Raw genomic sequence first — 13,669 nt, 5'->3', positions numbered from 1 at the left:
TTTTCTCCTAACGGTCAACGTCTGCCATAACAACGTCAATTGACGCTAGATAAATAATTAAGTCAGATACTAAGCTACCATTAATGACTGACGGCATTTGCTGTAAGTGCGCAAAGGTCGGTGTACGAATACGGGTACGGTAACTCATGGTTGAACGATCAGACGTAATATAATAGTTGGTAATGCCTTTCACTGCTTCCACCATAAAGGAGGACTCGCCTTCTGGCATGACAGGACCCCACGATACTGAAATAAAGTGGTTAATCAAAGTCTCAATGTCATTCAAGGTGCGGTCTTTGGGTGGTGGGACAGCCAGTGGGTGATCGGCTTTGTATGCCCCCATTGGCATGTTGTTAAGACATTGCTCAATGATACGTAGTGACTGACGAATTTCTTCAATTTTGACCAAACAGCGGTCATACGCATCGCCATTAAACTCAATTGGCACTTCAAAATCAAAATTTTCATAGCCAAGATAAGGACGCGCTTTACGTACATCGTAAGGGATACCGGTGGCACGGAGTCCATGACCTGATACGCCCCAAGCCAGTGCAGATTTAGCATCGTATTGGGCAACGTTTTGGGTACGCAGTTGTAGCACCTTGTTTTTCATAGTGGCTTTGACGTATTCATCGATACGTTTTGGCATCCAATCTAAGAATTCACGAACCAGTTTGTGCCAGCCGTTTGGCAGGTCCATCGCGGTACCGCCGATACGAAACCACGCTGGGTGCATACGATAACCGGTTACCGCTTCAATTACATCATACGCTTTTTGACGGTCGGCGAACATATAAAATACTGGCGTCATACCGCCCGCATCCTGAATGAAGGTACCCCAGTACAGCAAATTATTGGTGATACGGAAGAACTCACTCATCATGATACGAATGGTATTCGCGCGATCCGGCACCGTAATGCCTGCCAGTTTTTCCACTGACATTATGTAGGGTAATTCATTCATCACCCCGCCCAGATAATCGATACGGTCAGTGTAAGGAATAAATGAATGCCAAGTTTGGCGTTCAGCGATTTTTTCAGCGCCGCGATGGTGATAACCAATGTCTGGGATACAGTCGATGACTTCCTCACCGTCTAGCTGAAGGACAACGCGAAAGGCACCGTGCGCCGAAGGGTGGTTAGGACCCAAGTTTAGGAACATAAAGTCTTCGTCACGGCCACTACGTTTCATGCCCCACTCTTCTGGGACAAATCGTAGGTTCTCCTGCTCAAACATCTGCTTGCCTTTATCGAGATAATAAGGCGGTACTTCAGTCGCACGAGAGGCGTATTCTTTACGCAGTGGATGACCTTCCCAGTATTTTGGCAATAAAATACGGGTTAAATGGGGGTGACCATCAAAGGTAATGCCAAACATATCCCACGCTTCGCGCTCATACCAGTTGGCATTGGGCCAAATGCGGGTTACCGTTGGGATGTGCAAATCAGCTTCTTTGAGCGCCACTTTGATACGGATGTCCGTATTGCGCTCTAGCGACATTAAGTGATAGAACACAGTGAAATCACTGTCAGGTAAGGCATTGCCATCCCTGTCTTTACGATGCTGGCGTAAGCGCTCATCAATCGCTGAAATATCCAGTAACATCACGTAAGGCTGTGGCAAGGTGCGAAGGTACAGGAGTACTTCGATGACCTGTTCACGGCTGACCCAAATAGTGGGAAAAGCGTCAAAGGTTTTTTGTACAACAAACTGCCCCTCAAACTTGCGATTTAATTCTGCAATCACTGCTGGGACATCAGTTTGTGCTTGATTATCAGTTACCGTTACCATGAGTGGCACTTTCCTCATTCACAATTATTAAGAAGGTAGTGGAATACCTTTTTTGTTTTGAACGAAATTCGATAAGCTTTTACTTAGCGAGAATTCATCCTAAATCTATCCAGAGATTGACTCTAGCAATCATCAATCTTTAGCATTAATCAATCTCTAGCATTACTCAATGTTATCTGGGCTGCGTAGATTTTTGACCGCGATGCGCTCGGCTTGTTTACGGTCACGTTCTGGCTGCATGACAGGTTGGTAGATACCTTGGTCATTGACATGAATACCGAGTGGACGACGTTCTTTGGTAATCGATTCTTGCAGCAGCATGATGGCTTGAATCAGGGCTTCTGGACGTGGTGGGCAACCAGGGATGTACACATCGACGGGAATGATTTTATCAACGCCTTGCACCACTGAATACACATCGTACATGCCGCCTGAGTTGGCACAGGCACCCATTGAGATGACCCATTTAGGCTCAAGCATTTGCTCGTAGAGACGCTGAATAACAGGCGCCATCTTCATAAAGCAAGTACCTGCCACAATCATCACGTCAGCTTGGCGTGGTGACGCGCGAATAACCTCAGCGCCAAAGCGCGACAAGTCATGCACGCCTGTTAATGTCGTTGCGTACTCCACATAACAGCACGAGGTCCCAAAGTTAAATGGCCATAATGAATGCTTACGGCCCCAGTTTGCAAGGCTATGGGTCAAATCTTCTAATCGCGTCATGACGACGTTTTTATTGACTTCCTCTTCGTCAATAATTTGACGGGTTTGGTCTGGAAATCTGTCGGCATCTGGATTGGCTTTGGTTAATGTATATTTCATAATGCTCGATCACCTTGATTTTTAAAGCAGGATTTCGCTCTATGTCACTACAAATGCAAAAGACCTTGCAACATAGATTGCAAAGTCGGGTTATTATTTTACCGCGTTATTGTTTGGGTTTTGGTTCATTGCGCCAGACAACTGTGCAGGGATTTTACCAGTAGGGTCTACTTCTAACTCTTCAATACCATTAAAGCGGGTAATATCCGCCAGATTAAAGCCCGCAGGCGCCGCAGCCAAACGTTTTGGTTTTGGCTTTTTGTCTGCAGGTGACCAGTTAAGCGCCCCTAGTTTGAGCAGATAATATAGACCGATTAATAGCTCTACCACAAACAGCACAACGGTCCAAAATCCCAGCCAACCTGCTTCTTTGACCGATACCGCATAGGTATATAGATATAATGCTTCTAAGTCAAAGATAACAAAGAAGATAGCGACGATATAGAATTTTGCAGATAAACGAATTCTGGCAGAACCAGCACTGACCACACCCGACTCGAAATTTTCTTGCTTTTGAAAGCCTTTAGAAGTACCACCTAACAATCTTGGTACAACAAGCATGAAAATACAAAGTCCTATGGCTGCCAAAATAAATACAATTGCAGACCAATCAATGACTGGAATCATGAGGATACTCCTGGGCAATACGACTAACCGTTACGTAGGTTATGCAATTCAAGTTGGGACGATATTTTTGATACTTCCACCAAGCCCGTCTGGCTCAAGCGTAATATCACAAAGACGATGGCAGATAACGTCTTAAGAACTATTTTCCTTAAGATTACCTCGTACCAGCTAACAAGCTGCCCCGCTGCACATCCATTGACCATTATTGTAATCGGTGAGTGATTGGCTAGTTACTAAACAGGCTAGTCAAATATATTGCTAAAACCACGATGAAAACCTAATATAAAGTAGCATTACATCACTTTATAAAAATGCGTATTTTAACAAAAGTAACTATATATTGCTGTTAACTGGCTAAAACACGGATAGTTTACTCATTTTATGTAAAAAATGCTAGTAGCAGGCTTCAATCTTCCGTTAATTAACCGTTAATTAAATAGCAACACTTTAGCAAAAAAACCCTGCCATAAGCAGGGTTTATCAGCCAAAAATCATTTAAATAATTCATTGAATGAAATAGATAAATACTTATTGGTTAATCACATCCACGCCTTTAGGTGGCGTGAAGCTAAATTGATTACTGGCAATTGACGTATTGCGTTTCACATTGGAGAATCGAATAGTGGTGGTTTGTCCCAAATTATCATTTAATACCATCATGACAGGATTACCGCTGTTAAAAGCGATACCTAAGCTTTTAAAATTGGCATTGCCATTTTTTGGATAGAGCACGTAATAATTTTTTGAAGCAATCGGCTGGGTCACATTAAAACTATTAGCGATTTTGCTGGGGTCGCCTGACAAAATCAGTGCTGGGGTATCCCCTACTTGATTGCTCACATTTTGCTTGGTCGCTTGATTTAAATCTTTATCATATATCCAAAGCGTATTGCCATTGGCAACAATCAGTTGCGATGCCGTACCATCAATCTGCCAACGAAATTGGTTTGGGCGTTGCACGGCCATAGTACCTGAGAAATTTCTTGATACCTTACTCAATCCCTTACCACCTGCGCCAGAGGTAGTTTGACTAAAATTAGCCGTCATGCTTTTGACATTTTTAAGTAGATTATTTAAGTTTGTTGCCGCGCTTGCTGAGTTGGCGACAGCGGCATTAGCTGGTTGCATGGCGACTGTCATCGGCATACTGGTAATCAATAATGCTGATAATGTACCGGTGGCTAATTTACTGATAATTTTATTGGTAGATGTTGTCATGGTAGGTTCCTCATTCAATAAAAATTGTTAAAAGTTTAGAAAAAGTATTCAAAAATAATATCAGCCCAACAGGCTAATCAATAAATTAAAAATTAACAAGTTAAGCTAAATTCGCTGACAGATATTGTCGCTAAATTTTTCTTACCCTACCAGACGCCCCATGCAATGATTGTTGTTGAAGTTGTAACAAATGTAACAATAGCTGAGCGATAAGAAAGTTTTGGCTATGTACTGGCTTGGTACTGACCAAGCAATGCCAAGCCATTGAAAGCATCCAAAACCCGTTAAGACACTGGGATACAGGCAATAAAAAACCCAATAAGTGCAACTTATTGGGTTAATTTGTTTAACAACAAGCTGAATGATTATTCAGCTGCGCCTTCAACAAATACGTAGCGACGATTGAATTTACCTTTAACAGCAAATTTTACGACGCCGTCAGTTAAAGCAAATAATGTATGGTCACGACCCATACCTACACCTTCACCTGCGTGAAATTCTGTACCACGTTGACGTACAATGATGTTACCAGCAACAACTTGTTGACCACCAAAGATTTTTACGCCAAGCATTTTTGGGTTTGAATCACGACCGTTACGGGTAGAACCTGCGGCTTTTTTATGTGCCATGTCGATGTCTCCTAGAGATTAATGTGTTTGAAATAGTCAATTAAGCAGTGATTGCTTTGATTTTTAACAAAGTATACCATTGACGGTGACCTTGTTCTTTATGATAGTGTTTACGACGTCTGTGTTTTACAATACGTACTTTTTCGCCACGACCATGTTCTACTACTTCAGCTTCGACCACTGCACCGGCAACCACAGGTTGACCAATTTTGATATCGCTGCCATCAACGACCATTAAAACGTCTTCAATTTTGATGGTATCGCCTTTTTCAGCTTTTAGCAATTCAACTTTTAAAAATTCATCTTGAACGACGCGATGTTGTTTACCACCACTTTTGATTACTGCATACATCTTGGTTGCTCCAATAAACCCGTACACCGTGGCTACCAAGGGCGATAACACTTCTACGACGGATACACAGGGAAATATAAGGTCGCGATTTTAACGTTTTTAGTTTTTAAAATCAAGTAAAACTTCACGGATGCGGGCTCGATTTTGCCTGATAAATTATTGCGCGTTTCTCAACGCAATGGCCACTGAGTAATACAAGTCGCCAATAAAAATACACAGCTATAACTTACACAAAAAACGGCAGTATGGTATGATTTTTCCGACTTTCACCACAACCCAAATTTCACGAATTTTCACTCCAAGCTTTGAGCCAACCTATGCTAGACAATCAACAATCAAATCCTACATCCACTGCTATCAATACTGTTACCAAAGACAGTAACAGCACGCCTGTCACCTATCAGCAGATTCAATCTATTATCGCTGACGATTTCGAGATTATGGATAAGCAGGTGTATGGCAGTCTAAGCTCAAAAGTCAAACTGGTCATGTCGGTGAGTCAGCATGTCATCAATGCAGGCGGCAAGCGTATGCGCCCGCTTATTTCGCTACTTTGCTCACGTATTTGTAACGATGAGCCCTCACAAGCTGCCATGCATTTGGGCGCAATCACTGAAATGCTGCATACCGCAACGTTAGTACATGACGATGTGATTGATGCGTCAGGCATGCGCCGCGGTAAACCGACCGCAAATGCAACGTGGGATAATGCAACGGCTGTATTGGTCGGTGACTATCTGATTGCCCGTTCATTTAATCTTTTGGTAGGTTTTGGCTCGTTGCCGTTATTGCAGTTATTCTCAGATGGCACCTGTGATATCGCTGAAGGGGAAGTATTGCAGCTCCAACATCAGCATGACCCCAAAGCTACCGAAGCCGATTATATGAAAATCATTGACGGTAAAACCTCTCGGCTATTTATGATGGCAAGTCAAGGCGTGGCTATTTTGGAAAATCGCCCTGAATACAATGACGCCTTCGCCAAATTTGGTCAGCACTTTGGTAATGCCTTTCAAATCATTGATGACGTGCTCGATTTTGTCGGTGACAGTGAGGTTCTCGGCAAAAACGTGGGTGATGATATCGCTGAAGGCAAGCCCACCTTGCCGCTGATTAAAGCGCTTGAAATGACCACGGGGGATACGCATGAAAAATTACGGATTGCCATTCAGACAGGTGAAGTAAAAGATACCCACGAAATTATTGAGATAGTCAAAAACAGTGGTGCTCTGGCGTATTGCCGTGACAAAGCGATGCAAGAAAGCGAAATTGCTAGACAAGCCGTGCTGACCTTGCCTGATTCACAATACCGCCAAGGTTTACTCGACTTGATGACGCTTGCCAGTCAACGGCTTTATTAATTATTAATAAAGGCGGGGGGGTGATCAGTTTGATGTCCAATTCGATGCACGGTAAACCCTAAGTCATTAAGTCGTCATAAAACTTTGCTAGTTTTTTGATTAATACCTTTTTGACTGATACCTTCGTGATTAATAGTTTTGTGATTGATGGCTTTTTGACGGTTAGCTTTTTAATTATGGATGCTGTATGTCTAATACTATCCCCTCTTCATTACCCGATATCAAACAACAAATTATCGAAGAAAAAGCCAAAAACACTCAAGAACAATCGGCATTAGACACCATTGAATCACCTGCCACCATCGACATTAAATTTCGACCTTCCAAACACGCGGATTTTATGCAAGCCGCCAAGGTACGCACCCCAAAATATAAATTCTATGTTGAAGTCGGTGGCGACCCTACTCACCCTACCATTGTACTGATCATGGGTCTAGGCGCGCAAAGCTTGGTATGGCCCAATGAATTCTGCTATACGTTAATCACTGCTGGATTTCGGATCGTACGATTTGACAATCGCGACATTGGCAAATCCAGCAAACTTAAGCACAAAAAACTAACCCCCGCTCATGATTCGCCTATTTATAAAGCCAAATTGCTGGGCAGATTCGGACTGGGTTTACCGCTTAAAAACCTGCAAACACCGTATGATTTGTACGACATGGCAGAAGATGCCTATCAACTGCTCAAAATGTTGGGCATCAAAAAATACTTTGTGATTGGTCAATCGATGGGCGGTATGATTGCGCAAATCATGGCGGTGCGTTATCCCCACCAAGTAGAAAAATTGGGACTATTATCCACCAGTAACAATCGACCCTTTTCGCGCCCACCCGCTATTGAAGCCATCAAGGCTTTTACCCAGCCACTACCCAAAAGCCAAGATGCTGACGCATTGACCCAGCAGTTTGTGCAGACCATCAAGACCATCGCTAGCCCCGATTACTTTGATGAACAAGCGGCGTTAAGCAAAGCTAAAAAACTATTTAAACGACGTTTTTACCCAAAAGGTACGCAGCGGCAGTTACTGGCGATTTTGGCGACGGGGTCACTGGTCGATATTGACAAACAAATCCACCAGCCCACCCTCATCATTCATGGCAAACAAGACAAACTCATTCCATTTAGTCATGCCTATTCGCTTGCCAAGCATATTGCGCATAGTCAATTGATACTCATTGATGCGCTTGGTCACGATATGCCCGTGGCACTGGTCGAGGTATTAGCAAGTTATTTTATTAATCATTTTCGTTATGACAGCCAACTGGGCTAGCTTTTTATGATGTCCAGCATTTGTTGCCAATCCACTGGCAATTTCTTCGGTAATGGCAAATCTTTTTCAAAATAGTATTTCAAACTTGCCATAAAAATAGTGGCCATCATGGTGGCTTGGTAATCAATCGCCTCCGCCGTTAAATAGTCGGTCGCCTTTTGTTTTTTAGCCAGTTCAATAAAGTTTTGTTTACCCATCAAAAACATATCATGATAAAGATTGTGGTCTTGGGTACGGATTTTCCACAGGGCAAGCATCTGTTGGCGGCGTTCAAACAGCTTTTGTGAATGATTTTCCATAATCATTTGTAGCATTTGACTATCGGCATTGAGCCTGTCCTGAAATAGCTGGCTGACTTCCTGCTTGAAATCATCAATCATCTGCCCTGCCAAATCACCCTTACCACTATAATATTTATAAAAAGTAGCACGATTGACTTTGGCGCGCTCCAAAATTGCTTGGATAGCAATATCGTTGTAATCCTGCTCGGACAACAATATAATAAAGGCTTCACGGATGGCTTTATGGGTTTTGACAACACGTAAATCAGGTGACTTGTTACGACTTAAAGTCATGGGGAAATGTTTCCTTATTAAAAAAATCTATCAATGGCTTTGTAATTTTAAAATTTTTATGTATACAAATAGGCAATAATTGTTGCTTAAACACTTAATTTGTTTAATATTGTCGGTTTCCCAATTGGATATTTTTTTTTAAAATAACCGCTGCCGATTACTAGGTAGTAATGTAGCCATCATTTAGTTATCCTAAAGTTTTGTGTCTTATCGTAAATATTGCGACAACAATGTCGCATTTATTTTATAATATTTTTTCAAAGATTCCCTATTTTTTATGAGGTTGGTATGAGATACCCAGTGTTGTTCATGGTGTCATTAGCGAGTTGTAGCTTATTAATCGGGTGTAATAAGTCAGACACAGCAGCCCAGCAACAAAGTGGCGGCGGTGCAGGAGCACAGGCGCAAATGCCACCCACAATAGTCAATGTACAGCCTGTAACATTCCAGACGATTCCACTTACCAAAGAGTTATCAGGTAAAGTGGTCGCCTATCAACAAGCCACCGTTACGCCGCAAGTGTCAGGTATTATTGACCGCCAGTTGTTTCGCGAAGGCACTTTTGTCAAACAAAATCAGCCGTTATATCAAATCAATACCGATAGCTACACCAGTGTACTTGCCGGTAGTCGCGCAAGCCTTGACCAAAGCCTTGCCAGTGTCAATACCGCAAAAGCCAACTATAATAATGCCTTAGCGGTGCTAGAAACCCGCCAAGCCGAACTTGCGCTGGCTCAAACCAATTTAAACCGTCTAAAACAGCTACGTGGTACTGAGGCTATCTCAAGTCAAGAATATGACCAAGGGGCAACCGCCGTGCGTACCGCTCAAGCAGCGGTTAAAAATGCGCAGGCGCAAGTCGGGGTGGCACAAGCCAATATTGATGCCGCCCAAGCAGCGGCTCGCGGCGCACAGCAATCAGTGAATAGCAATCAGCTCACCATGAGCCGTACTGTGGTTAAAGCGCCTATTAGTGGTATCACCAGTCGCTCAAATGTCAATGTCGGTGCGCTTGCCACCGCGGGCACGACGCAGATGGTAACCGTCTCGCAACTTAATCCAATTTATGTCGATATCAGTCAGTCAGCCGCCGAGTTATTGGCGCTTCGTCAGCAATTTGCGGCTGGTAAACTTAGCACACCGCGTACCGCACAGGTTCAGTTAAAGCTCGCTGATGGCTCAACCTACCCGATGGTGGGGCAACTTCGCTTCGAAGAAGCTAAAGTGGATAGTACCACAGGCACGGTTAATCTGCGTGCTGTATTTAGCAATGATAACTTTGTGCTGTTGCCCGGGATGATGGTGAATGCCCAGTTGATTCAAGGTATTATCAATAATGCCGTATTATTGCCACAAAGTGCCATTAATCGTACAGCCAAAGGTGAATCAACCGTATATGTGGTTGACGCCAATAATAAAATCCAAGTACGCCCAGTTACGGTTCAAGGTACCCACCAAGGTCAATGGATTGTCACTAGCGGTCTAAAACAAGGTGAGCAAGTGGTGATGGTTGGTGGCGCCAAAGTCAAACCAGATCAGCAAGTCAAAGCCATGCCTTATGTGGCGTCTACACCAGCCTCAACCGCGGTACCGACCAATGCTTCTACCACGACGACGACCAAAACGACCGTAACAAATAGCTCAACTACCGCCAAAACTGCGCAACCATAAGCACGGGAGATATCATGTCACGCTTTTTTATTGATAGACCCATCTTTGCTTGGGTGATTGCCATGCTCATCATGCTGATGGGTATCTTAGCAATTTTTAAATTACCGATTGAGCAGTATCCACGTATTGCCCCACCTACCATTAGTATCTCAGCAACTTATCCAGGTGCCGCTGCCCAAACCATTGAAGACTCCGTCACGCAGGTGATTGAACAAAAAATGAAAGGGCTTGATGGATTGATGTATATGTCCTCAAGTTCATCATCCAGTGGCGCTGCACAAATTACCTTGACCTTTGAGAATGGGACAGATCCTGATACGGCACAAGTCCAAGTCCAAAACAAACTGCAATCTGCCATGAGTTCGCTACCAGAGATGGTGCAGCGCATGGGGGTCAACGTCAATAAGTCCACGAGTGGCTTTTTGATGGTACTGGCGATGACATCTGAAGATGGCAGTATGGATCGTGCCGATATTGCCGATTATCTCAACTCCAACGTGGTTGACCAGCTCAGCCGTGTCGATGGTGTGGGTAACGTCAATGTGTTTGGCTCTGCGTATGCTATGCGTATTTGGTTAGACCCTGAAAAACTTCGTACCTATGGTTTAATACCCTCGGATATCACCAGCGCAGTTCAAGCGCAAAACGCACAAGTATCAGCCGGTCAGCTAGGACAAACACCCACTGACGAAGCCCGTCAAACCATTAATGCCACAGTGACTGTGCAAAGTTACTTACAAACCCCAGAGCAATTTCGCAATATTTTGCTTAAAAGTAACACAAATGGCGCGCAAATTCGCTTGGGCGATGTCGCCAAAGTGGAAATTGGTAGTGAAAGCTACAGCCCCATTGCCCACTACAATGGCAAGGATGCGGCAGGTATCGGTATCTCACTGTCATCTGGCGCCAATGCTTTAAGCACACGTAACGCGGTAGAAGCCAAACTCAAAGAGCTTGAACCTAATTTTCCTGCGGGCTTAAAAGCCTCAGTTGCTTATGACACCACGCCATTTGTACGTTTGTCGATTGAGGAAGTAGTCAGAACACTTGCTGAAGCGATTGCACTGGTATTCTTAGTGATGTTCTTGTTTTTACAAAGCTGGCGCGCAACGATTATTCCTACGTTGGCAGTACCTGTGGTAATACTGGGTACGTTTGGTATTTTGTACGCATTTGGCTATACCATCAATGTGTTGACGCTGTTTGCCATGGTGTTATCCATCGGTCTGTTAGTCGATGACGCGATTGTCGTGGTCGAAAACGTTGAGCGTTTGCTGGAAGAAAATCCAGACATGACGCCACTAGAAGCCACCCGTGAATCGATGCGCGAAATCAGTAAAGTGGTGATTGGTATTGCCTTGATTTTGTCGGCTGTCTTTTTACCGATGGCATTCTTTGGCGGCTCAACTGGGGTGATTTATCGACAGTTCTCAGTGACGCTTATCAGCAGCATGGTACTATCTGCCCTAGTTGCCTTGATTTTCACCCCTGCCCTATGTGTGACTATCCTCAAACGCACTAAAGCCCATGACAAACACAGCGGGCATCAGACCGGTTTCTTTGGCGCATTTAACCGTATGTTTATGCGTCTTAGTAAAGGCTATGAAAGCTTTGTGGGTCGCAGTATCAAAATGCGCTGGCTATATATGATTCCTTATGCCTTGGTGATTGCGGCATTGGTGTTCTTATTTACCCGTATTCCAAGTTCATTTATTCCCGAAGAAGACCAAGGTGTGCTGTTGACATTGGTGCAACTGCCTGCCGGTAGTACCCAAAATCAAACGCAAGCGGTTATCGAAAAGGTCAACGCCTATTATAAAACCCAAGAAAAAGACCTTGTGCAGTCTGTATTTACGGTCAATGGCTTTAGTTTTGCCGGTCAAGGGCAAAATATGGGATTGGCATTTGTGCGCTTAAAAGATTGGGATGAGCGCCCTGGTAAAGAAAATACCGCACAATCGATTGCCAAACGCGCCATGGGTTATTTTATGACCCAAGTCAATGAAGCCCAAGTATATGCCATTTCACCGCCTGCTATTCAAGGTTTGGGTACGGCAACGGGTTTTGATCTGCAGCTACAAGACTCAGGCAACTTAGGTCACGAAGGCTTATTGCAAGCCCGTAACATGCTACTGGGCATGGCGGCGCAAAATAAACAAGTCAGTGGCGTGCGTCCAAATGGACAAGAAGATTCACCCCAATACAAAGTCAACGTCAACTATGATGCTGCTGCTGCGATGGGTGTCGCGCCGAGCCTGATTAACAGTGTTCTTAGTACCGCTTGGGGTAGTAGCTACGTCAATGACTTTATGGATCGTGGTCGTATCAAAAAAGTGTATATGCAAGGTGAAGCTGAGAGCCGTACCACCCCCGAGGACATCAACAAGTGGTATGTACGTAACAGTGACAATCAGATGATTCCGTTTAGCTCATTTGCTACCGGTGAATGGCAGTATGGTTCACCTACGCTAACGCGTTATAACAGCTTGTCATCAATGAACTTACAAGGCAACGCAGCGCCAGGACTGAGTACCGGTCAAGCGATGACTGCGATGGAACAAATGATTGCCAAACTGCCAAAAGGCATCAGTTATGAATGGACAGGTTTATCATTGGAAGAGAAAAAATCTGGCGCCCAAGCACCCATGCTGTACGCCATTTCGATTTTAGTGGTTTTCTTATGTTTAGCTGCACTGTATGAAAGCTGGTCAATTCCCTTTGCAGTACTACTTGTTGTGCCACTTGGGGTATTGGGTGCTGCGCTGTTTACCGGTTTACGCGGGCTTTCAAACGATATTTATTTGCAAGTGGGTCTACTGACCGTTGTGGGTTTATCAGCCAAAAATGCGATTTTGATTATTGAATTTGCCAAAGAACGACAAGATTTGGGACATAGTCTATATGACTCGGTTACTGTCGCTGCTCGCCAACGATTACGCCCGATTATTATGACATCATTGGCGTTTGGTATTGGTGTGGTGCCCTTATTCTTGGCAACGGGCGCAGGCTCAGGTAGCCAAAATGCGATTGGTACAAGTGTATTAGGCGGCGTGGTCAGTGCGACTATCCTAGGGGTGTTCTTTATCCCAATGTTCTATGTGTGGATACGCTCACTGATTAAAGGTAACAAACCGCACCACCCCAATGATGGCAATGACGGCAACGTTGGTGATTTACAACCCGTATCACCTTACTCGCCTAATGCTGCTGAACCTGTCGCTGTCACACAGCCCACACAGGTGAGTATCTATAAGCCTGAGGACAGTTCACAATCAAACCATCAATAAGACATAAATGGGTAAACATTTTACCCATTTAATCTTTTACAATAACAAAGACATTATGT

The 13,669-nt window shown here is 44.0% G+C and carries 11 protein-coding genes; 4 read left to right on the top strand and 7 right to left on the bottom strand.

What is annotated here, in order from left to right; all coding sequences use genetic code 11:
• Window positions 1-7: 7 nt before the first annotated feature.
• From nuoC to rplU, 6 genes are all read right to left on the bottom strand, one after another.
• Window positions 8-1,810, bottom strand: coding sequence for an NADH-quinone oxidoreductase subunit C/D (nuoC, locus tag RT064_RS04780; protein ID WP_409519527.1), 1,803 nt, complete (start codon window positions 1,808-1,810; stop codon window positions 8-10).
• A 144-nt stretch (window positions 1,811-1,954) separates the two neighbouring features.
• Window positions 1,955-2,617 (bottom strand): NuoB/complex I 20 kDa subunit family protein, encoded by a 663-nt coding sequence (locus tag RT064_RS04775; RefSeq protein WP_036591255.1) that lies wholly within the window; start codon window positions 2,615-2,617, stop codon window positions 1,955-1,957.
• A 93-nt stretch (window positions 2,618-2,710) separates the two neighbouring features.
• Window positions 2,711-3,244 (bottom strand): NADH-quinone oxidoreductase subunit A, encoded by a 534-nt coding sequence (gene ndhC, locus RT064_RS04770; RefSeq protein ID WP_135889006.1) that lies wholly within the window; start codon window positions 3,242-3,244, stop codon window positions 2,711-2,713.
• 528 nt (window positions 3,245-3,772) lie between these two features.
• Complete coding sequence (gene lolA / locus RT064_RS04765; protein WP_313062048.1) at window positions 3,773-4,462, bottom strand: outer membrane lipoprotein periplasmic chaperone LolA; 690 nt, start codon at window positions 4,460-4,462, stop codon at window positions 3,773-3,775.
• 365 nt (window positions 4,463-4,827) lie between these two features.
• The gene (rpmA, locus tag RT064_RS04760) at window positions 4,828-5,091 is read right to left on the bottom strand and encodes a 50S ribosomal protein L27 (RefSeq protein WP_036591251.1); all 264 of its coding nucleotides are present in this window, start codon (window positions 5,089-5,091) and stop codon (window positions 4,828-4,830) included.
• A 40-nt stretch (window positions 5,092-5,131) separates the two neighbouring features.
• Window positions 5,132-5,443 (bottom strand): 50S ribosomal protein L21, encoded by a 312-nt coding sequence (rplU, locus tag RT064_RS04755; RefSeq protein ID WP_065252357.1) that lies wholly within the window; start codon window positions 5,441-5,443, stop codon window positions 5,132-5,134.
• 440 nt (window positions 5,444-5,883) lie between these two features.
• Between rplU and RT064_RS04750 the strand changes: the two genes are divergently transcribed.
• Both RT064_RS04750 and RT064_RS04745 read left to right on the top strand, forming a co-directional pair.
• Entirely contained in the window at window positions 5,884-6,804 is a 921-nt protein-coding gene (locus tag RT064_RS04750) for a polyprenyl synthetase family protein (protein ID WP_313062159.1), read from the top strand.
• A gap of 187 nt (window positions 6,805-6,991) precedes the next feature.
• A complete protein-coding gene (locus RT064_RS04745) occupies window positions 6,992-8,077 on the top strand; it encodes an alpha/beta fold hydrolase (protein ID WP_313062045.1) in 1,086 nt (361 codons plus the stop codon).
• Here the strand turns inward: RT064_RS04745 and RT064_RS04740 are convergent.
• Window positions 8,074-8,652, bottom strand: coding sequence for a TetR/AcrR family transcriptional regulator (locus RT064_RS04740; RefSeq protein WP_313062043.1), 579 nt, complete (start codon window positions 8,650-8,652; stop codon window positions 8,074-8,076). The genes RT064_RS04745 and RT064_RS04740 overlap by 4 nt on opposite strands.
• A gap of 288 nt (window positions 8,653-8,940) precedes the next feature.
• Between RT064_RS04740 and RT064_RS04735 the strand changes: the two genes are divergently transcribed.
• Window positions 8,941-10,323 (top strand): efflux RND transporter periplasmic adaptor subunit, encoded by a 1,383-nt coding sequence (locus tag RT064_RS04735; protein ID WP_313062041.1) that lies wholly within the window; start codon window positions 8,941-8,943, stop codon window positions 10,321-10,323.
• Between the two features lie 14 nt (window positions 10,324-10,337).
• Complete coding sequence (locus RT064_RS04730; protein ID WP_313062039.1) at window positions 10,338-13,610, top strand: efflux RND transporter permease subunit; 3,273 nt, start codon at window positions 10,338-10,340, stop codon at window positions 13,608-13,610.
• Window positions 13,611-13,669 lie beyond the last annotated feature (59 nt).

Source organism: Moraxella sp. CTOTU49097 (assembly GCF_032064105.1).
In the GTDB taxonomy this organism is placed as follows: domain Bacteria; phylum Pseudomonadota; class Gammaproteobacteria; order Pseudomonadales; family Moraxellaceae; genus Faucicola; species Faucicola osloensis_B.
This window is presented reverse-complemented; position numbering and strand designations above follow the sequence as displayed.